This is a genomic window from Streptomyces sp. NPDC020747, from assembly GCF_044334695.1.
Lineage (GTDB): Bacteria > Actinomycetota > Actinomycetes > Streptomycetales > Streptomycetaceae > Streptomyces.
Map to the genome: position 1 here is coordinate 94385 of NZ_JBIRTJ010000005.1, position 19822 is coordinate 114206.

A 19822-nucleotide genomic window follows, 5' to 3' on the forward strand; every position below is an offset into this window, starting at 1 on the left:
CAAAGAATGCCCGTCACTTTGAACACAGCCGCGCCTGCGCCCGTATCCCGGGATGAGCGACCGACTGGGGGATCCCCCGGACACCGGAGGTAGGCGTGCGCAAGGATTCCGCCGTGGCCGATGAACGATTGCCGAGGGCCCGACATCGTATGTCCCAGCCCTCGGAGCCGGACGAGGAGCTGATGCGTGCGCTCTACCGCGAACACGCCGGGCCTCTGCTCGCCTATGTGCTGCGGCTGGTCGCCGGGGACCGGCAGCGTGCGGAGGACGTCGTACAGGAGACGCTCATCCGTGCCTGGAAAAACGCCGGACAGCTCAACCGGGCTACCGGTTCGGTGCGCCCCTGGCTGGTGACGGTCGCTCGGCGCATCGTCATCGACGGGCACCGCAGCCGGCAGGCCCGGCCGCAGGAGGTGGACCCGTCGCCGCTGGAGGTCATTCCCGCGGAGGACGAGATCGACAAGGCGTTGTGGCTGATGACACTCTCTGACGCGCTCGACGACCTGACCCCCGCCCACCGGGAGGTACTGGTCGAGACGTACTTCAAGGGGCGTACCGTAAACGAGGCCGCCGAAACCCTGGGGATACCCAGCGGCACGGTGCGCTCACGGGTGTTCTATGCCCTGCGTTCGATGAAGCTCGCACTGGAGGAGCGGGGGGTGACGGCATGAGCACATATGGGGGATACGGAACGGGTAGTCCTGGACCCATGCAAAGTTCGCAAGGGCAGGGTGATGTGCACGAGACGGTCGGTGCGTACGCGCTCGGCATCCTCGACGACGCCGAAGCCACCGCCTTCGAGGCCCACCTCGCGACCTGCGAGTGGTGCGGCCAGCAACTCGACGAACTCGCCGGCATGGAGCCGATGCTCGCCGCCCTGGCGGATCTGCCCGCGGCACAGGGCACCCCGGCCATCGGGGAGTCGCTTTCCGCCCGCCCGAGCCCACAGCTCGCGGACCGGCTGGTCGGCGAGGTCGTGGAGCGCCGGGTCCGCGCCAAGCGAAGCAGGCGTGCCTTCTTCGGGCTCGCGGCCTCGCTGATCATCGGCGGCCCCATCGTCGCGATCGCGGCCACCGGCGGGGAGACGGCTCAGGAGGCCAACAAGCCCCTGCAGTCCACCAGCCCCGCCAAGGACGCCTTCACGCACATGACCGACAAGGTCGAGGCCACGGACCCGAGCACCAAGGTCAGCGCTGTGGTGGGCATGGAGGGCAAGGCCTGGGGCACCCATTCGGTCCTGGAGCTGAAGAACGTCAAGGGGCCGGAGAAGTGCTCCCTCATCGCCGTCGGCAAGAACGGCGAGCGGGAGACGGCGACCACCTGGGCGGTCCCGAAGTGGGGCTACGGCATCAAGAACGCCACCACCGAGCAGGCCAAGAACCCGCTCTACGTACACGGTGGCGTCGCCATGAACCCCGAGGACATCGACCACTTCGAGGTCATGACCTTCGCCGGCAAGAAGCTGGTCGAGGTCGACGTGTAGGCGATCAAGAGCGGAAACGTAGCCTGACGGGCTCCCCTTCGCGTACGGTTGACGGCTGCGATGCACGTCAGAAGGGGGCCCGGTGGCGGCTCAGGTTCAGCAGGAAACGGCGTTCGATCCGGTGGGCGACTCCGTGCGCGACCAGGAGGTCGGAGTCGAGCAGGAACACCTGGATCGGGTGTACCGGCGTCTTGAGGAAAAGATCCACGAGGCGGAGTTCCTGATGAACGACGCCGCCCAGCGCGGCCAGGTCGGTACACCCGGAGCACTCGCGGAGCGTGACGCGCAGGTGTTCCGGGCGGGGATCCACCTCAACCGCCTGAACAACGAGTTCGAGGACTTCCTCTTCGGGAGGATCGACCTCCTCCTCGGCAAGGACGGCAAGAAGGGCCCGGACGGCGCGTACACGGCGGTGGAACCCGCCGAAGGCGCCGTACGGCCCGACAACACCGCCGAGATCGCGGAGACCCTCCACATCGGCCGTATCGGCGTCCTGGACTCGGACTACGCGCCGCTGGTCATCGACTGGCGGGCCCCGGCGGCCGCGCCGTTCTACCGCTCCACACCGGTCGATCCCGGCCGGGTCGTACGCCGCCGGGTCATCCGCTCCAAGGGCCGCAGGGTCCTCGGGGTCGAGGACGACCTGATGCGCCCGGAACTGAAGGCTTCCCTCGCCGGCCGCGAGCTGCCGGTGATCGGCGACGGCGCGCTGATGGCGGCGCTGGGCCAGGCCCGTAGCCACACCATGCGGGACATCGTCGCCTCCATCCAGGCCGAGCAGGACATGGTGATCCGGGCGCCCGCCGCGTCCGTCACGTACGTGGAGGGCGGGCCGGGCACCGGCAAGACGGCGGTCGCCCTGCACCGGGCCGCCTACCTGCTCTACCAGGACCGCAGGCGGTACGCGGGCGGCATCCTGATCGTCTCGCCCACGCCCCTGCTGGTCGCGTACACCGAAGGCGTCCTGCCGTCCCTCGGCGAGGAGGGCCAGGTCGCCATCCGCGCGGTCGGCTCCCTGGTCGACGGCGCGGAGGCCACGCTGTACGACTCGCCGGCGGTGGCCCGGGCCAAGGGCTCGTACAGGATGCTCAAGGTGCTGCGGAAGGCGGCTCGGGGCGCACTGGAGGCGCCGGGCGGGCCCGGCCAGGGGTCCGCGCGCGGCAGGCGGAACGGACAGGCGAGGCACAACGGCCACAACGGCCAGGCCGGTCAGCTCGCGTTCGGCGACCTGGAAGACGGCTTCGCCGGTTCCGACGACTCCGACGACGAATCTCAAGCCCCCTCTGCCCCCTCCACCACCCGTCTCCGTGTCGTCGCCTTCGGGCGCAGGCTGGAGCTGGAGGCGCCCGAGCTGGACCGGATCCGCCAGAACGCGCTCTCCGGGACCGCCCCCGTGAACCTGCTGCGCCCGCGCGCCCGCAAGCTGCTGCTCGACGCCCTCTGGGCGCGGTCCGGCGCCGGGACCCGGCACACGGATCCCGAGCTGGCGGCCGAGCTGCGCTCCTCGTTCGACGAGGACGTCAGCTCCGAGGACAGCTTCATCGCGTTCGTCGACGCCTGGTGGCCCGAGCTGGCACCCAGTGCCGTTCTGGAGGCGATGGCCGACGAGAAACGGCTCGGTCGCTGGGCGCGGCGGATCCTCAACCCCGGTGAGGTACGGCGGGTCGCCCGCTCCCTCAAGCGGGACGGCCTCTCCGTGCACGACGTGGCCATGCTCGACGAGCTCCAGGCCATCCTCGGCAGCCCGGCCCGCCCCCGCAGGAAGCGCGACCTCGACCCGCTCGACCAGCTGACGGGCCTGGAGGAGCTCATGCCCGTACGCGAGGAGTCGCAGCGCGAGCGGGCCGAGCGGCTGGCCCAGGAGCGCACGGAGTACGCGCACGTCATCGTCGACGAGGCGCAGGACCTCACGCCCATGCAGTGGCGCATGATCGGCCGCCGCGGCAGGCACGCCACGTGGACGGTGGTCGGTGACCCCGCCCAGTCCTCGTGGTCGGACCCGGACGAGGCCGCCGAGGCCCGCGACGAGGCCCTCGGCACGCGCCCGCGCCGCCGTTTCGAGCTCACCGTGAACTACCGCAATCCGGCCGAGATCGCCGAGCTCGCCGCCAAGGTCCTGGCCCTGGCCATGCCCGGCTCCACCTCCCCGTCCGCAGTGCGCTCCACGGGCGTACGGCCGCGTTTTGTGGCAACGAACAATGGACACAGCGCAGTAGTGCGGGACTCCCTGGCCAAGGCCGTGCGGGAGGAGGCCGCGCGGCTGCTCGACCAGGTCGACGGCACGGTCGGTGTCGTCGTCGCCATGAACCGCCGCGCCGAGGCCGCGCGCTGGCTCGCCGGGCTCGGCGACCGCGTGGTGGCGCTCGGCAGTCTGGAGGCGAAGGGCCTGGAGTACGACGCCACGGTGGTCGTCTCCCCGGCGGAGATCGCCGACGAGTCCCCGGCCGGGCTGCGCGTGCTGTACGTGGCGCTGACCCGGGCCACCCAGCAGCTCACCGTCGTCTCGGCCGACCGCGACGAACCGGACGCGAACGGGGTGCCGGACCTGCTGCGGGACTGACCGGGCCCCGGCTCGCGGCCCGCTCCGCGAGCCGGACCGGACCGAGTCCGCGGAACCTTCTCCGTGAACCTCCGGTACGGGAATTGCCTTACGGGGATCGTTTGTTACGGTTGGTGTGGCACCGGCCCGATCCAAGCCCCCGGGCCCAACCTTCGTCGCTACGAGCGACCACTTGCCGCGAGGCGAGCATGGCGGGTCGGTGTCATTGAACGAGTTCCGTTCGACGTGTCGTGAGCGGAAAAGAGGCCCCTGTCACTCAGTGACAGGGGCCTCTCTTCGATTGAGAACAAAACGTTCGCAATCCGGGGCGGCTACCAAGTACTCCGCGGTAGGTGCGACGATCGGACGGCAAACCCGCGAACCAACAGCGCTCGCAGCACCCGGTGAAAGCAGAGGAAGTCGGCCATGGCAACGGCGCCCAGCGTCTCCTACTCGATTACGGTCCGGTTGGAGGTGCCCGCGAGCGGAACCGCGGTCTCCCAGATCACCACCGCCGTGGAGTCCCACGGAGGCTCGGTCACCGGCCTCGACGTGACGGCCTCCGGCCACGAGAAGCTCCGGATCGACGTCACCATCGCGGCGTCGTCCACTGCGCACGCCGACGAGATCGTCGAGCAGCTGCGCGGCATCGAGGACGTCACGCTCGGCAAGGTCTCCGACCGTACGTTCCTGATGCACCTCGGCGGCAAGATCGAGATGCAGTCCAAGCACCCGATCCGCAACCGTGACGACCTCTCGATGATCTACACCCCGGGCGTGGCCCGGGTGTGCATGGCGATCGCCGAGAACCCCGAGGACGCCCGCCGCCTGACCATCAAGCGCAACACCGTCGCGGTCGTGACGGACGGCTCGGCGGTCCTGGGCCTGGGCAACATCGGCCCGATGGCCGCCATGCCGGTCATGGAGGGCAAGGCGGCCCTCTTCAAGCGCTTCGCCGACATCGACGCCTGGCCGCTGTGCCTGGACACCCAGGACACCGACGAGATCGTCGCGATCGTCAAGGCGATCGCCCCCGGCTTCGCCGGCATCAACCTCGAGGACATCTCGGCCCCGCGCTGCTTCGAGATCGAGGCCCGCCTCCGCGAGGCCCTCGACATCCCCGTCTTCCACGACGACCAGCACGGCACGGCGATCGTCGTGCTCGCGGCCCTCACGAACGCGCTGCGAGTGGCGGGCAAGGGGATCGGCGACATCCGTGTCGTCATGTCCGGCGCGGGCGCGGCCGGTACGGCCATCCTGAAGCTGCTGCTCGCCGCCGGCGTCAAGCACGCCGTCGTCGCCGACATCCATGGTGTCGTGCACGCGGGCCGTGAGGACCTGGTGAAGGCCGCCGCCGACTCGCCGCTGCGGTGGATCGCCGACAACACCAACCCCGAAGGGGTCACGGGGACGCTCAAGGAGGCCGTGCGCGGCTCGGACGTCTTCATCGGCGTCTCGGCCCCGAACGTGCTGGACGGCGACGACGTGGCCGCCATGGCCGAGGGTGCCATCGTGTTCGCGCTCGCGAATCCCGACCCCGAGGTCGACCCGGCGATCGCCCGCCAGACCGCGGCCGTCGTGGCCACCGGCCGCTCCGACTTCCCGAACCAGATCAACAACGTGCTGGTCTTCCCGGGTGTCTTCCGCGGTCTGCTGGACGCCCAGTCCCGCACGGTCAACACGGAGATGATGCTTGCAGCCGCAACCGCTCTGGCGGACGTGGTGACCGAGGACGAGCTCAACCCGAACTACATCATCCCCAGCGTCTTCAACGACAAGGTCGCGGGCGCGGTCGCGGGAGCGGTCCGCACCGCGGCGAAGGCGGCGGGCGCGACGGCCTGAGTGGTCGTCCGTCCCTGAAGGGCGTCCCGCCGGTATTTCAGCCCCTCCGGCGTTCGAGGAGCGGGGGTTCGGGGGCGGAGCCCCTGAACCGGACGGGACTGGGTAGGGGAGGCTGGGGCGGGGAAATCCCCCGCCAGGTGGCGACTGTGACGGTTGCCACCCGGCCCCCGTACCGGCGCGTCGCCGGACGTGGGGCCTCGGGCCGCCTCTAGGGTGGCGGCCATGGCTCAGTCCCTGAGGGCCCACCAGCCCTTTCAGGCCCTGCGGTCCGCTGCCGGGAACCGACGGAGCGTCACCAATTCGAGGCCGTGGCGCTTTTCGTGTGACTCCCAGGGGTGCCGGATTGGCTTTCCCGCCGCAGGTGGGGGCAGGATGCGTCTTCGGGCGCGAGGGTCCGGCCACGGACCCGGGTCCGTGGACCGACGAGGAACCTGGCAGCATCGGCTTCGACGTGCCCAATATGCGGCTCCGCCGCGTGGCACGCCTCAACGGCAAGAAGAACACGGGAGTAACAACATGAACCGCAGTGAGCTGGTGGCCGCGCTGGCCGACCGTGCCGAGGTGACCCGCAAGGACGCCGACGCCGTTCTGGCCGCCTTCGCCGAGACCGTCGGTGAGATCGTCGCCAAGGGCGACGAGAAGGTCACCATCCCCGGCTTCCTGACCTTCGAGCGCACCCACCGTGCCGCTCGCACCGCGCGGAACCCGCAGACCGGCGACCCGATCCAGATCCCCGCCGGCTACAGCGTGAAGGTCTCCGCAGGCAGCAAGCTCAAGGAAGCCGCCAAGGGCAAGTGACCTTGCCGTCTACACGTCGCGGGACGGTGTTCTCGGCAGGTAGGTAGCAGGTAGGCAGTAACAGTAGGTAATGCGATGGGGCGGCACCCGGATCCGGGTGCCGCCCCATCGCTGTTGCGCTTGCCGATGACCGACGGCCTCAAAAGCCGGCCGGGCTGGATGGCGCCCGGCCGGGATGATTCGTATGGCGCCCGGCCGGACGAGTCCCGCTAGCCGAGCGCCTTGCCCGGCAGTTCCACCTTCGCGCCCAGCTCCACCAGCTTCTCCATGCTGTGTCTGTCCGGGGGATGACCCCCGGACCCCCAGCCGGTGGCGGGACTGCCGTGAGCCGGTGTCAGAGCGGGCCGTCAGCCGAGCGCCTTGCCCGGCAGCTCCACCTTCGCGCCCAGCTCCACCAGCTTCTCCATGAAGTTCTCGTAGCCGCGGTTGATCAGGTCGATGCCGTGGACGCGGGACGTGCCCTGGGCCGCCAGCGCGGCGATGAGGTACGAGAAGCCGCCGCGAAGGTCGGGGATGACCAGGTCGGCGCCCTGGAGCCTGGTCGGGCCCGAGACGACCGCCGAATGGAGGAAGTTGCGCTGGCCGAAGCGGCAGTGGGAACCGCCGAGGCACTCGCGGTAGAGCTGGATGTGTGCGCCCATCTGGTTGAGCGCGGAGGTGAAGCCGAGGCGGGACTCGTACACCGTCTCGTGGACGATGGAGAGGCCGGTCGCCTGTGTGAGGGCGACGACGAGCGGCTGCTGCCAGTCCGTCTGGAAGCCGGGGTGGACGTCCGTCTCCAGCGCGATGGACTTCAGCTGGCCGCCGGGGTGCCAGAAGCGGATGCCCTCGTCGTCGATCTCGAAGGCACCGCCCACCTTCCGGTAGGTGTTCAGGAACGTCATCATCGAGCGCTGCTGGGCGCCGCGGACGTAGATGTTGCCTTCGGTGGCCAGTGCCGCGGAAGCCCACGAGGCGGCCTCCAGGCGGTCCGGGAGGGCCGCGTGGGTGTAGCCGCCGAGCTTGTCGACACCGGTGACGCGGATCGTGCGGTCGGTGTCCATCGCGATGATCGCGCCCATTTTCTGCAGGACGCAGATCAGGTCCTCGATCTCGGGCTCGACCGCGGCGTTCGCCAGCTCCGTGACGCCCTCCGCGAGGACGGCCGTCAGGAGCACCTGCTCGGTCGCGCCCACGGACGGGTACGGGAGTTCGATCTTGGTGCCGCGCAGCCGCTGCGGAGCCTCCAGGTACTGGCCGTCCGCGCGCTTCTCGATCGTCGCGCCGAACTGCCGCAGCACCTCGAAGTGGAAGTCGATCGGCCGGCCGCCGATGTCGCAGCCGCCCAGGCCCGGGATGAACGCGTGCCCGAGGCGGTGCAGGAGCGGGCCGCAGAGGAGGATCGGGATACGCGACGAGCCCGCGTGCGCGTCGATGTCCGCGACGTTCGCGCTCTCCACGTGCGACGGGTCCATGACGAGCTCGCCCGGTTCCTCGCCCGGACGGACCGTCACACCGTGCAGCTGCAGCAGCCCGCGTACGACCCGCACGTCACGGATGTCGGGGACGTTGCGCAGTCGGCTCGGAGCACTACCGAGCAGCGCGGCGACCATGGCCTTCGGTACGAGGTTCTTCGCACCGCGGACCCGGATCTCGCCTTCCAGCGGGGTTCCGCCGTGGACAAGGAGTACGTCGTCTGAGCCGTTGACGGTCATGTATCTCGCGTTCCGGTTGGTTGGGCAGGGGCGAAGAAGCAAGCGTAATGGCCGCCTACCCCCGTTCAGTAAGCCCAAGGGCGCCCCAGGGACGTCATAGCTTTGCCACAACACGAACCGCTCCTAAACGGACACGCGGGGTCACCGACGGGGGTGTGCGCTCCACCTGCATCTGTACGCCCTGAGCTGCATTCACCCGGGTACGGGTATTGCCTCCCCCCGCACGGGGAAGATGCGAGATCATGTCTCGCATGACCGAGGTGTCCTCGCTCACAGGGCGGCTGCTCGTGGCCACGCCCGCCCTGGCGGACCCGAACTTCGACCGAGCGGTGGTGCTGCTCCTCGACCACGACGAGGAGGGCTCCCTCGGTGTCGTCCTCAACCGCCCCACACCGGTGGACGTGGGCGACATCCTCTCGGGCTGGGCGGAACTCGCGGGCGAGCCCGGCGTGGTGTTCCAGGGCGGCCCGGTCTCGCTCGACTCCGCGCTCGGTGTGGCGGTGATCCCGGGGGGCGCGTCGGGGGAGCGCGCTCCGCTCGGCTGGCGGCGGGTGCACGGGGCGATCGGGCTCGTGGACCTGGAGGCCCCGCCGGAGCTGCTCGCCTCGGCCCTCGGCTCGCTCCGGATCTTCGCCGGTTACGCGGGCTGGGGCCCCGGACAGCTGGAGGACGAACTCGTCGAGGGCGCCTGGTACGTGGTGGAGTCGGAGCCCGGAGACGTCTCCTCGCCCTCTCCGGAGCGGCTGTGGCGAGAGGTGCTGCGCCGCCAGCGCAACGAGCTGGCGATGGTGGCCACGTACCCGGACGACCCTTCGCTCAACTGATGCCTCCGGGCTTCAGTACTCTTGCGTCTATGAGCACTCTTGAGCCTGAGACCCAGCCCCAGCGAGGCACTGGGACGGGGACCCTCGTAGAGCCGACGCCGCAGACGTCGCACGGCGACGGGGACCACGAGCGCTTCGCCCACTACGTCCAGAAGGACAAGATCATGGCGAGCGCGCTGGACGGCACGCCCGTCGTGGCGCTCTGCGGCAAGGTGTGGGTGCCGGGCCGCGACCCGAAGAAGTACCCGGTGTGCCCCATGTGCAAGGAGATCTACGAGTCCATGGGCGCCGGCGGCGACGAGGGCAAGGGCGGCGGCGACAAGTAGCGCCCCTGTGCGCCCCCGGTGACTTCCCGCCCGGTGCGGGGCTCCGGGCGCCGGGCGCGGTGGTGCCGTGCCGAGCGGTGCCGGTCTGTGCGGCTTTGGGCCCCGGATGCGCTCTTTGGGCGCCTCCGGGGCCTTTGAACTGCCCGTGTACGACCCACTCGTTGCAAGGAGTGCTTCGAGTGGTCACAGAGTGGTTGAGACCTCTTGTGGCCATGTTCATGTAGTCCATAGCCTCCGACGTGTTGTGCAGCGCAAAACCACCATTGCACGTGCTGCAACGCGCTCCCCCGGAGGACGCCCCGTGAAGCTCTCAAGACTCTCTGCCCGAATGGTCGCCCCGACAGCCGCGCTCGTCGTCGCCGGGCTCACCGCCACCGCCTGCGCCCCCGAGTCCTCCGACAACTCCGGGGGCAAGGACGAGAAGAGCGGCACCCTGCGGGTGTGGCTCTTCCAGGAGGTCGACAGCGGTCCCAAGGAGAAGGTGGTCGACGGTGTCGTCGCCGCCTTCGAGAAGGCCCACAAGGGCACGAAGGTCGACGTCCAGTACATCCCCGTCGAGACCCGCGCCGAGAAGATCAAGGCCGCCTTCAACGACCCCAAGAGCGCGCCCGACCTCATCGAGTACGGGAACACCGACACGGCCGGTTACGTCAAGGACGGCGGACTCGCCGACGTCACCAAGGAGTTCACGGACTGGAGCGAGTCCAAGGACACCGACCCGACCGCCAAGCAGTCCGTCACGGTCGACGGCAAGATCTACGGCGCCCCGTACTTCGTCGGCGTCCGCGCCCTCTACTACCGCACGGACGTGTTCAAGGAGCTCGACCTCGAAGTCCCCAAGACCCAGGCCGAGTTGATGAGCACCGCCAAGGCGATCCGGGCGGCGAAGCCGGACCTGTACGGGCTCGCGGTCGGCGGCGCCTACACGTACGGCGCGATGCCGTTCATCTGGTCCAACGGCGGCGAGATCGCCGAGGGCAAGGGCGGCTCGTACGCCTCGACGATCGACAGCGCGGCCGCCCAGAAGGGCATCAAGGCGTACACCTCGCTGTTCGGCGACGACAACTGTCCGGCCGCCAAGTGCGCGGGCATGGGCGGCAACGACACCGTCACCGCGTTCGCCTCCGGCAAGGCGGGGATGGCGATCGGCGGCGACTTCAACCACGCGGCGGTCGAGGCCGGGAAGGTCAAGGGCAAGTTCGCCGTCGTACCGCTGCCGGGGCTCAAGTCGGGCGAGATAGCCCCCGCCTTCGCGGGCGGCAACAACCTCGGTGTGCTGAACAGCACTTCGCACCGCACGCTCGCCGTCGACCTGATGGAGCAGCTCGCCTCGAAGAAGTCGCAGGGCGCACTCTTCGACGGAATGGGCTTCCTGCCGACCTTCACGGACGTACGCCAGGACGCCGCGAAGCGCGAGCCGTACGTCGCGCCCTTCGTGAAGACCCTCGGCGCGGGCGCCAAGTTCGTCCCGGCCTCGCCCGCCTGGTCCCAGATCGACGCGTCCCTCGTACTGCCGACGATGTTCCAGGAGGTCGTCAGCGGGCGTAAGAGCGTGGACGCGGCCTCGAAGGACGCGGCGAAGAAGATGAACGCCGCGTTCAGCTCCGCGGGGTGACCCGGATGACGAACCGTCCGCTGCCGGGCCCGTCCGCGGAATCGCCCTCGCGCGAGGGCGGGCCGGACGGGGCGGAGTCCGGGGCCGCGGCTCTGCCCGCGGCCCGTCGGGGCGCGGGGTCCGGTCCGGCCAAGGGCGCCTCGCCCGCACCCGTCCGCACGGCGGCCCGCCCGGGCCGCCGTGGCGGCGGGGGCCGCAAGTCCCCGCTCGCGCGCGGCGGTTGGACGCCCTGGCTCTACCTCGCCCCGGCACTCGTCGTCATCGGCGGGCTGCTCGTCTACCCCGTCTACCAGCTCGGGCTGATCTCGTTCCTGGAGTACACGCAGGCACAGGTCAGCGGCGGGGAGCCGGCCACCTTCCAGGGGTTCGGCAACTACGCGACGCTCTTCGGGGACCCGCAGTTCTGGCAGGTCCTGCTGGCCACCGTGCTGTTCGCCGGCGCGTGTGTGGTGTCGACGCTCGCGGTCGGCTGCGCGCTCGCCGTCCTCCTGACACGTGTCCGTGCCGTGCCGCGGCTCGCGCTGATGATGGCCGCGCTCGGCGCGTGGGCGACACCCGCGGTGACCGGGTCGACGGTGTGGCTGCTCCTCTTCGACCCCGACTTCGGTCCGGTCAACCGGATCCTCGGACTGGGCGACCACTCCTGGACGTACGGCCGTTACAGCGCCTTCGCCCTCGTCCTGCTCGAAGTGGTCTGGTGCTCCTTCCCGTTCGTGATGGTCACGGTGTACGCCGGCATCCGCGCCGTTCCGGCCGAGGTGCTGGAGGCCGCGTCCCTGGACGGCGCCTCCCAGTGGCGGATCTGGCGCTCGGTGCTCGCCCCGATGCTCCGGCCGATCCTCGTGGTCGTCACCATCCAGTCGGTCATCTGGGACTTCAAGGTCTTCACGCAGATCTACGTCATGACGGGCGGCGGAGGCATCGCCGGCCAGAACCTCGTACTGAACGTGTACGCCTACCAGAAGGCCTTCGCGTCCTCCCAGTACAGCCTCGGCTCGGCGATCGGAGTGGTGATGCTGCTGATTCTGCTCGCCGTCACGCTCGTATATCTGAGGCTGATCAGAAGGCAGGGGGAGGAGCTGTGAGTTCCGCAAGTCCCGTGAAAACCCAAGGCTTTGTACGTGATTTCGCACGCCGTTCCGTACAGCGGCCGTGGCGGCTGGCCGCCGAGGCGTCCGCACTGCTGATCGCGGCCGTCGTCGCATTCCCCCTCTACTGGATGGTGCTCAGCGCCTTCAAGCCCGCCGGGGAGATCGAGTCGACCGAGCCGCGGCCCTGGACACTGGACCCGACGGTCGATTCCTTCCGGCGCGTCTTCGGGCAGCAGGAATTCGGCCGGTACTTCCTCAACAGCCTCGTCGTGGCGGTCACCGTGGTCGCCGTCTCGGCGCTCATCGCGTTTCTCGCGGCGACCGCCGTGACACGATTCCGCTTCCGGTTCCGCACCACCCTGCTCATCATGTTCCTGATCGCGCAGATGGTGCCCGTCGAGGCCCTGACGATCCCCCTCTTCTTCCAGATGCGGGACTTCGGGCAGCTCAACACGCTGGGCGCGCTGATCCTGCCGCACATCGCCTTCTCGCTGCCCTTCGCGATCTGGATGCTGCGCGGCTTTGTGAAGGCCGTCCCGGAGGCACTGGAGGAGGCCGCCTACATCGACGGGGCGAGCAGGACGCGGTTCCTGTGGCAGATCCTTTTCCCGCTGGTCTTTCCCGGGCTCGTCGCCACCAGCGTGTTCTCGTTCATCTCCGCGTGGAACGACTTCCTCTTCGCCAAGTCCTTCATCATCAGCGACACTTCGCAGTCCACACTGCCGATGGCCCTCCTTGTCTTCTACAAGCCCGACGACCCCGACTGGGGCGGTGTGATGGCCGCGTCCACGGTGATGACCATTCCGGTACTGATCTTCTTCGTACTCGTACAGCGGCGGCTGGTCTCCGGACTGGGCGGCGCGGTGAAGGACTGAGACATGACCACCACGGAACTGATTCCCGGGCCGCTCTCCGCGTCGACCTGGGGCGACGGTGTTTTCCCGGTTTTCCCGCTCGACGAGCAGACGACCCTCACGGCGGGGCCGGAGACCGACGGCACGGCACGCTGGCTGCGCGCGGTGCTCGTCGCCGCCACCGGGCTTCCCCTGCGCGAAGGCGAACCCGGTCCGCCCGGGGACGCGGCGGAGAACTCCGTCGAGCTCCGTCTCGACCCGCAACTGCCGCCCGAGGGCTACCGGATCACCGTCCGCGACCGGCGGGCCCTCGTCACCGGCGGCGGCCCGGCCGGGGTGTTCTGGGGCGCCCAGACGCTACGGCAGCTGCTGGGCCCCGACGCCTTCCGGAGCGCCCCTCTGAGGCGCACCGGCTGGCAGTTGCCGGAGACCGAGATCCAGGACGCCCCGCGATTCGCCTGGCGCGGCCTCATGCTCGACGTCTCACGGCACTTCATGCCCAAGGACGGTGTCCTGCGCTATCTCGACCTGATGGCGGCGCACAAGCTGAACGTCTTCCACTTCCACCTCACGGACGACCAGGGCTGGCGTATCGAGATCAAGCGGTACCCGAAGCTCACGGAGACCGGATCGTGGCGGGCGCGCACCAAATTCGGCCATCGCGCCTCACCTCTCTGGGAGGACAAGCCGCACGGGGGCTTCTACACCCAGGACGACATCCGCGAGATCGTCGCCTACGCCACCGAGCGGCATATCGCCGTCGTCCCCGAGATCGACATCCCGGGGCACTCGCAGGCCGCCATCGCCGCATATCCGGAACTCGGCAACACCGACGTCATCGACACGACCTCCCTCTCCGTCTGGGACACCTGGGGCGTCTCCAAAAACGTACTCGCCCCCACTGACAACGTCCTTCGCTTCTACGAGGGCGTCTTCGAGGAAGTCCTCGACCTGTTCCCCGCGGACGCCGTCGGCTTCTCGGAGTTCGTCCACGTCGGCGGCGACGAGTGCGCCAAGGACCAGTGGGAGGCCTCGCCGACCGCGAAGGCGCGGATCGCGGACCTCGGGCTCGCGGACGTGGACGAACTGCAGTCGTGGTTCATCCGGCACTTCGACAACTGGCTGACCGCGCGCGGGCGTCGGCTGATCGGCTGGGACGAGATCCTGGAGGGCGGCCTCGCCCCGGGCGCCGCCGTGTCCTCGTGGCGCGGCTACCGGGGCGGCATCACGGCCGCGCGGGCGGGCCACGACGTCGTCATGTGCCCCGAGCAGCAGGTCTACCTGGACCACCGTCAGCACGGCGGCCCCGACGAGCCGGTGCCGATCGGGTTCGTACGCACCCTTGAGGACGTCTACCGCTTCGAGCCCGTTCCACCGGAGTTGACCTCCGATCAGGCGCGGCACGTGCTGGGCACCCAGGCCAACCTGTGGACCGAGGTCATGGAGGACCGCACGCGCGTCGACTACCAGGCGTTTCCCCGGCTCGCGGCCTTCGCCGAGGTCGCCTGGAGTGCTCTGCCCGACCCCGCGGAGCGCGACTTCGCCGACTTCGAGCGGCGGATGACCGCCCACTACGGGCGACTTGACGCCCTCGGAGTCTCCTACCGGCCCCCCACCGGGCCGTTGCCGTGGCAGCAGCGTCCAGGAGTGCTCGGACGCCCGATCGAGGGAGCGCCCCCGAACGTGTGAGGTGCCTCCCAAGGGGTGTCGTCCGAAGCGGTTGCCCTGGGACGGTGACCGTCAAGGAGAAAGGCCCCAAGGGTCATCGAAGGCTGTCAATTCGCGCTGACGGGCGATGTGGTGCGAAAACGGACCATCCGCTGGTGGCGGTAGGAATGCCTCCTAGCGGACCCCCGCGTCGAGGGGCGGGGAAGATGTGCCAGAGTTGCCACGTCCGCCCTGTCAGCACGTACCGTACGGCAACACAGGTGGGACCAGGTGGGGCAGCGGGAAGGGGCAGCCGGTTTGACCACGCACGCACCGCAGGCGGCGCAGGCCGTGACGCTGCCCGCCTCGCTGGACGAGGCCGTGGCGGCTCTCGCAGCCATGCCCGCGGCCGTTCCCGTGGCCGGCGGCACCGACCTCATGGCCTCCGTCAACTCCGGGCAACTGCGGCCCGCCGCCCTCGTCGGCCTCGGCCGGATCAGCGAGATCCGCGGCTGGCAGTACCAGGACGGCCACGCGCTCCTCGGCGCCGGCCTCACCCACGCCCGCATGGGACGCCCCGACTTCGCCGCCCTCATCCCCGCCCTCGCGGCCGCCGCGAGGGCCGCGGGACCGCCGCAGATCCGCAACGCGGGCACCCTCGGCGGCAACATCGCCTCGGCGTCCCCCACGGGGGACGCGCTTCCCGTGCTCGCCGCGCTGGAGGCGACGCTCATCATCGCGGGCCCGGGCGGCGCCCGCCGTGAGATCCCCGTCTCCCACCTGCTCGCGGGCATGGAACTGCTCCGCGGCGGCGAACTCATCGGGTACGTGCGCGTGCCGCTGCTGCACGCCCCGCAGGTCTTCCTGAAGGCGACCGGACGGACCGGGCCCGGGCGTGCCATCGCGTCCGTCGCGCTCGTCCTCGACCCCGCCCGGCGCGGAGTGCGGTGCGCCGTGGGTGCCATAGCGCCCATGCCGCTGCGCCCCCTGGACGCCGAGCAGTGGGTCGCCTCGCTGATCGACTGGGACAACAACCGCGCGATCGTGCCCGAGGCGCTGAACGCCTTCGGGGAGTACGTCGCCGCGGCCTGCATCCCGGACCCCGCGCCCGCCGAGGACGGCTCCGCCCAGCAACTGCCACCCGCCGTACTGCACCTGCGGCGTACCGTCGCCGCGCTGGCCCGACGAGCACTGGGGAGGGCACTTTCGTGACCGACGACCAGCACGGAGAGAGCGGCCCCCGGTCGGGCAGCCGCTGGGATCCGCTGCCCCAGGGCGACTACGACGACGGCGCCACCGCCTTCGTGAAGCTCCCCGAAGGGGGCATCGACGCCCTCCTTGCCGACTCGCCGCTCGCCGCGCCCGGCCACGGCTACGTACCGCCGCCGATAACGGCCGCGCCCACGGACGAGGGCACCGACCCGGCCGCGCCCGGCGCCTGGGCCGCGCCGCCCGAGGGCACCGAAGGCGGGCAGTCGCAGGCCGTGCGGTGGCCCGACCCCAACGCCCTGCCCGAGGAGCACCGACAGGGCGCCCAGGACGCTTTCGCGTACAACCCGGGGGCAACCGGCCAGTGGACCTTCGACGACCCCTCACAGGGCGGCCAGGGCGCTCCCGGGGACCAGGGCACGCCCCGCCAGGACGTGACCGGACAGTGGTCCATTCCCGTCGCCGACGGTGATCTGCCCGACGAGTCCGGCGAGTTCACGACGTCGGCCCTGGTCGAGCAGTGGGGCGGGACCCCTCCGGCCACCCTGCCGGGCGGAGCGGCGGCGCCCTGGGCCAACGAGCCCTGGGCCCAGCAGCCGGGCCCCGAACCGCGGCCGCCCGCCGAGGAGGCCGCGGCCCACGCCGAGCACGGCGCCGTCGGGCCCAGCGCCGCGGCGATCGAAGCGGCGGAGATCGAGGCCGCCGAGATCATCGACGTCTCCGGAGAGCACGCCGACGAGATCGCGGTCTCCGTGGACCGCGAAGAATCGATGCGTGAAGGCACGATGCGCGAGGAGCCGGGTGAGGCAGCGGCGCTTCACGGCTCTCCGGAACGGGCCGACGAACCGGCCTCCGAGCCCGGAACGCACTCTCCGGAGGAGCCCGCCGAGTCCCCTGCCGACGCCGCCGAGGAACCCGCGGCCGACGACACGCCGGGTACTCCCGCGCACAACGACCACCCCCTCGCCTCGTACGTCCTGCGGGTGAACGGTGTCGAACGGCCCGTGACGGACGCCTGGATCGGCGAATCGCTGCTCTACGTACTGCGCGAGCGGCTCGGACTCGCGGGCGCCAAGGACGGCTGCTCGCAGGGCGAGTGCGGGGCCTGCAACGTGCAGGTGGACGGCCGGCTCGTGGCGTCCTGCCTGGTGCCCGCCGTGACCGCCGCCGGGAGCGAGGTGCGCACCGTCGAGGGGCTCGCCGCCGACGGGCAGCCCTCCGACGTCCAGCGGGCGCTCGCCAAGTGCGGCGCCGTGCAGTGCGGATTCTGCGTCCCGGGCATGGCGATGACCGTGCACGACCTCCTGGAGGGCAACCCGGCGCCGACCGAACTGGAGACGCGCCAGGCCCTGTGCGGCAACCTGTGCCGCTGCTCCGGCTACCGCGGCGTCCTGAACGCCGTACGCGAGGTCGTCTCCGAGCGGGAGGCCCACGCGGCCGCGGACAACGCGGACGCCGCGGACTCTGCGGATGCCCGCATCCCGCACCAGGCGGGCCCCGGCGCCGGCGGCGTCAACCCGTCCGCGTTCGAGTCCCCACAGCCGCACGAGCAGCCGTACGGCCAGGACGGAGGCCAGGCGTGAGCAACGACACCGCCACCGCGACCACCGTGGAGCCCTCCGCCGCCCCGGAGCCGTTGCCCCACGGCCTCGGCGTGTCCCTGCCGTCCGCGGAGGCCCGCGCCAAGACGGAGGGCACCTTCCCGTACGCGGCCGACCTGTGGGCCGAGGGCCTCCTGTGGGCGGCCGTCCTCAGGTCACCGCACCCGCACGCGCGCATCCTGTCCATCGACACCACCCACGCGCGCGAGATGCCCGGCGTACGGGCCGTCATCACCCACGAGGACGTGCCCGGCGCCGCCCTGCACGGCCGAGGCAGAGCCGACCGTCCGGTGTTCGCCTCCGAGGTCGTACGCCACCACGGGGAGCCCATCGCGGCCGTCGCCGCCGACCACCCCGACACCGCGCGCATGGCCGCGGCCGCCGTCATCGTCGAGTACGAGACACTCGACCCGGTGACCGACCCGGAGCAGGCCTTCGAGGCCGAACCCCTGCACCCCGACGGCAACCTGATCCGCCACATCCCGCTGCGCCACGGCGACCCGGACGCGGCCGGCGAGATCGTCGTCGAGGGCCTGTACCGCATCGGCCGCCAGGACCCGGCCCCGATCGGCGCGGAGGCCGGCCTCGCGGTGCCCCGCCCCGACGGCGGGGTCGAGCTCTACGTGGCGTCCACCGACCCGCACGCCGACCGCGACACGGCCGCCGCCTGCTACGGCCTGGAACCCGAGCGCGTGAAGGTCGTCGTCACCGGCGTGCCCGGCGCCACCGCCGACCGCGAGGACCAGAGCTTCCAGCTCGCCCTCGGACTGCTTGCCATGACGACCGGATGTCCGGTCAAACTCACCGCGACACGCGAAGAGTCCTTCCTGGGGCACGCCCACCGGCACCCGACGCTCCTGCGCTACCGGCACCACGCCGACGCCGAGGGCAAGCTGGTCAAGGTCGAGGCACAGATCCTGCTCGACGCGGGCGCGTACGCCGACACGTCGTCCGAGGCCCTCGCCGCCGCCGTCTCCTTCGCCTGCGGCCCGTACGTCGTCCCGAACGCCTTCATCGAGGGCTGGGCCGTCCGCACCAACAACCCGCCCTCCGGGCACGTACGCGGCGAGGGCGCCATGCAGGTGTGCGCCGCCTACGAGGCCCAGATGGACAAGCTCGCGAAGAAGCTGGGCGTCGACCCGGCCGAACTGCGCCTGCAGAACGCGATGGCCACGGGGGACGTGCTCCCCACCGGCCAGACCGTGACGTGCCCCGCCCCGGTCGCCGAACTGCTGCAGGCCGTACAGGACTTCCCGCTGCCCGCCCTCCCGAAGGACACGCCCGAGGACGAGTGGCTGCTGCCCGGCGGACCCGAGGGCGCCGGCGAACCCGGTGCCGTACGGCGTGGCGTCGGCTACGCCCTGGGCATGGTCCACATGCTCGGCGCCGAGGGCGCGGACGAGGTCTCGACCGCCACCGTGAAGGTCCACGACGGCATCGCCACCGTGCTCTGCGCGGCCGTGGAGACCGGCCAGGGCTTCACCACGCTGGCCCGGCAGATCGTCCAGGAGACGCTCGGCATCGAAGAGGTGCACGTCGCCTCCGTGGACACCGATCAGCCCCCCGCGGGGCCCAGTTGCCGCGGCCGCCACACCTGGGTGTCCGGCGGCGCGGTCGAACGGGCCGCCAAGATGGTCCGTACGCAGCTGCTGCAGCCCCTGGCGCACAAGTTCGGGATGTCCACCGAGCTCCTCCAGATCACCGACGGCAAGATCACCTCGTACGACGGTGTCCTCTCGACGACCGTCACGGAGGCGATGGACGGCAAGGAGCTGTGGGCCACCGCGCAGTGCCGCCCGCACCCCACCGAGCCGCTCGACGGCACCGGCCAGGGCGACGCCTTCGTGGGGCTCGCCTTCTGCGCGGTCCGCGCGGTCGTCGACGTCGACATCGAGCTGGGTTCGGTACGGGTCGTGGAGGTGGCGCTCGCCCAGGACGTGGGGCGGGTGCTGAACCCCGCGCAGATCGCCTCCCGGATCGAGGCCGGAGTCACCCAGGGCATCGGCGTCGCCCTCACGGAGAACCTGCGCACCGCGCGCGGGCTGGTGCGCCACCCCGACCTCACGGGCTACTCGCTGCCGACCGCCCTCGACACCCCCGACATCCGCATCGTCAAGCTCGTCGAGGAGCGTGACGTGGTCGCGCCCTTCGGCGCGAAGGCCGTCAGCGCGGTGCCGGTGGTCACCTCCCCGGCCGCGGTCGCCTCCGCGGTACGGGCGGCCACGGGCCGTCCGGTGAACCGGCTGCCGATAAGGCCGCAGGCGGCCGTGGTGACGGCGACGCAGTGATGCCTCCCGAG

General features: G+C 70.8%; 15 protein-coding genes. 14 read left to right on the forward strand and 1 reads right to left on the reverse strand.

What is annotated here, in order from left to right; all coding sequences use genetic code 11:
- The first annotated feature begins 149 nt into the window (after window positions 1-149).
- The 5 genes from ACH4YP_RS15570 (at window position 150) to ACH4YP_RS15590 (ending at window position 6662) form a co-directional block, all read left to right on the forward strand.
- Complete coding sequence (locus ACH4YP_RS15570; protein ID WP_010039908.1) at window positions 150-671, forward strand: sigma-70 family RNA polymerase sigma factor; 522 nt, start codon at window positions 150-152, stop codon at window positions 669-671.
- A gap of 38 nt (window positions 672-709) precedes the next feature.
- A complete protein-coding gene (locus ACH4YP_RS15575; protein ID WP_398490870.1) occupies window positions 710-1483 on the forward strand; it encodes a zf-HC2 domain-containing protein in 774 nt (257 codons plus the stop codon).
- An 82-nt stretch (window positions 1484-1565) separates the two neighbouring features.
- Window positions 1566-4043 (forward strand): UvrD-helicase domain-containing protein, encoded by a 2478-nt coding sequence (locus ACH4YP_RS15580; protein WP_361060184.1) that lies wholly within the window; start codon window positions 1566-1568, stop codon window positions 4041-4043.
- 405 nt (window positions 4044-4448) lie between these two features.
- A complete protein-coding gene (locus ACH4YP_RS15585; protein WP_361060182.1) occupies window positions 4449-5864 on the forward strand; it encodes an NAD-dependent malic enzyme in 1416 nt (471 codons plus the stop codon).
- 516 nt (window positions 5865-6380) lie between these two features.
- Window positions 6381-6662 carry an HU family DNA-binding protein gene (locus tag ACH4YP_RS15590; protein WP_007382399.1) on the forward strand — a complete coding sequence of 94 codons (282 nt, stop codon included), beginning with the start codon at window positions 6381-6383 and terminating at the stop codon, window positions 6660-6662.
- A gap of 347 nt (window positions 6663-7009) precedes the next feature.
- Here the strand turns inward: ACH4YP_RS15590 and murA are convergent, their stop codons facing one another.
- Entirely contained in the window at window positions 7010-8356 is a 1347-nt protein-coding gene (gene murA / locus ACH4YP_RS15595; protein ID WP_398490871.1) for a UDP-N-acetylglucosamine 1-carboxyvinyltransferase, read from the reverse strand.
- A 251-nt stretch (window positions 8357-8607) separates the two neighbouring features.
- Here murA and ACH4YP_RS15600 point away from each other — a divergent pair, with 251 nt between their 5' ends.
- From ACH4YP_RS15600 to ACH4YP_RS15640, 9 genes are all read left to right on the forward strand, one after another.
- Window positions 8608-9180: a YqgE/AlgH family protein gene (locus tag ACH4YP_RS15600; RefSeq protein WP_361060078.1), complete on the forward strand. Its 573-nt coding sequence runs from the start codon at window positions 8608-8610 to the stop codon at window positions 9178-9180.
- A gap of 29 nt (window positions 9181-9209) precedes the next feature.
- Complete coding sequence (locus ACH4YP_RS15605) at window positions 9210-9506, forward strand: DUF3039 domain-containing protein (RefSeq protein WP_055614622.1); 297 nt, start codon at window positions 9210-9212, stop codon at window positions 9504-9506.
- A gap of 328 nt (window positions 9507-9834) precedes the next feature.
- Window positions 9835-11121, forward strand: coding sequence for an extracellular solute-binding protein (locus ACH4YP_RS15610; RefSeq protein WP_398490872.1), 1287 nt, complete (start codon window positions 9835-9837; stop codon window positions 11119-11121).
- A gap of 5 nt (window positions 11122-11126) precedes the next feature.
- Window positions 11127-12206 (forward strand): ABC transporter permease subunit, encoded by a 1080-nt coding sequence (locus ACH4YP_RS15615; protein ID WP_398490873.1) that lies wholly within the window; start codon window positions 11127-11129, stop codon window positions 12204-12206.
- Window positions 12203-13087 (forward strand): carbohydrate ABC transporter permease, encoded by an 885-nt coding sequence (locus ACH4YP_RS15620; protein ID WP_398490874.1) that lies wholly within the window; start codon window positions 12203-12205, stop codon window positions 13085-13087. Before ACH4YP_RS15615 ends, ACH4YP_RS15620 begins: the two co-directional genes overlap by 4 nt.
- A gap of 3 nt (window positions 13088-13090) precedes the next feature.
- Entirely contained in the window at window positions 13091-14755 is a 1665-nt protein-coding gene (locus tag ACH4YP_RS15625) for a beta-N-acetylhexosaminidase (protein WP_398490875.1), read from the forward strand.
- A 276-nt stretch (window positions 14756-15031) separates the two neighbouring features.
- A complete protein-coding gene (locus ACH4YP_RS15630; RefSeq protein WP_361060086.1) occupies window positions 15032-15925 on the forward strand; it encodes an FAD binding domain-containing protein in 894 nt (297 codons plus the stop codon).
- Window positions 15922-17505 (forward strand): (2Fe-2S)-binding protein, encoded by a 1584-nt coding sequence (locus ACH4YP_RS15635; protein WP_398490876.1) that lies wholly within the window; start codon window positions 15922-15924, stop codon window positions 17503-17505. Before ACH4YP_RS15630 ends, ACH4YP_RS15635 begins: the two co-directional genes overlap by 4 nt.
- A complete protein-coding gene (locus ACH4YP_RS15640; RefSeq protein ID WP_361060089.1) occupies window positions 17502-19811 on the forward strand; it encodes a molybdopterin cofactor-binding domain-containing protein in 2310 nt (769 codons plus the stop codon). Before ACH4YP_RS15635 ends, ACH4YP_RS15640 begins: the two co-directional genes overlap by 4 nt.
- The last annotated feature ends 11 nt before the right edge of the window (window positions 19812-19822 follow it).

What these genes read in the sequence shown, in the direction of transcription:
- ACH4YP_RS15615 (WP_398490873.1), top strand. Translation starts at nt 11,127, where the DNA reads ATGACGAACCGTCCGCTGCCGGGCCCGTCCGCGGAATCGCCCTCGCGC.
- ACH4YP_RS15610 (WP_398490872.1), top strand. Translation starts at nt 9,835, where the DNA reads ATGGTCGCCCCGACAGCCGCGCTCGTCGTCGCCGGGCTCACCGCCACC.
- ACH4YP_RS15590 (WP_007382399.1), top strand. Translation starts at nt 6,381, where the DNA reads ATGAACCGCAGTGAGCTGGTGGCCGCGCTGGCCGACCGTGCCGAGGTG.
- ACH4YP_RS15575 (WP_398490870.1), top strand. Translation starts at nt 710, where the DNA reads ATGCAAAGTTCGCAAGGGCAGGGTGATGTGCACGAGACGGTCGGTGCG.
- ACH4YP_RS15625 (WP_398490875.1), top strand. Translation starts at nt 13,091, where the DNA reads ATGACCACCACGGAACTGATTCCCGGGCCGCTCTCCGCGTCGACCTGG.
- murA (WP_398490871.1), bottom strand. Translation starts at nt 8,356, where the DNA reads ATGACCGTCAACGGCTCAGACGACGTACTCCTTGTCCACGGCGGAACC.
- ACH4YP_RS15600 (WP_361060078.1), top strand. Translation starts at nt 8,608, where the DNA reads ATGACCGAGGTGTCCTCGCTCACAGGGCGGCTGCTCGTGGCCACGCCC.
- ACH4YP_RS15570 (WP_010039908.1), top strand. Translation starts at nt 150, where the DNA reads ATGTCCCAGCCCTCGGAGCCGGACGAGGAGCTGATGCGTGCGCTCTAC.
- ACH4YP_RS15605 (WP_055614622.1), top strand. Translation starts at nt 9,210, where the DNA reads ATGAGCACTCTTGAGCCTGAGACCCAGCCCCAGCGAGGCACTGGGACG.
- ACH4YP_RS15585 (WP_361060182.1), top strand. Translation starts at nt 4,449, where the DNA reads ATGGCAACGGCGCCCAGCGTCTCCTACTCGATTACGGTCCGGTTGGAG.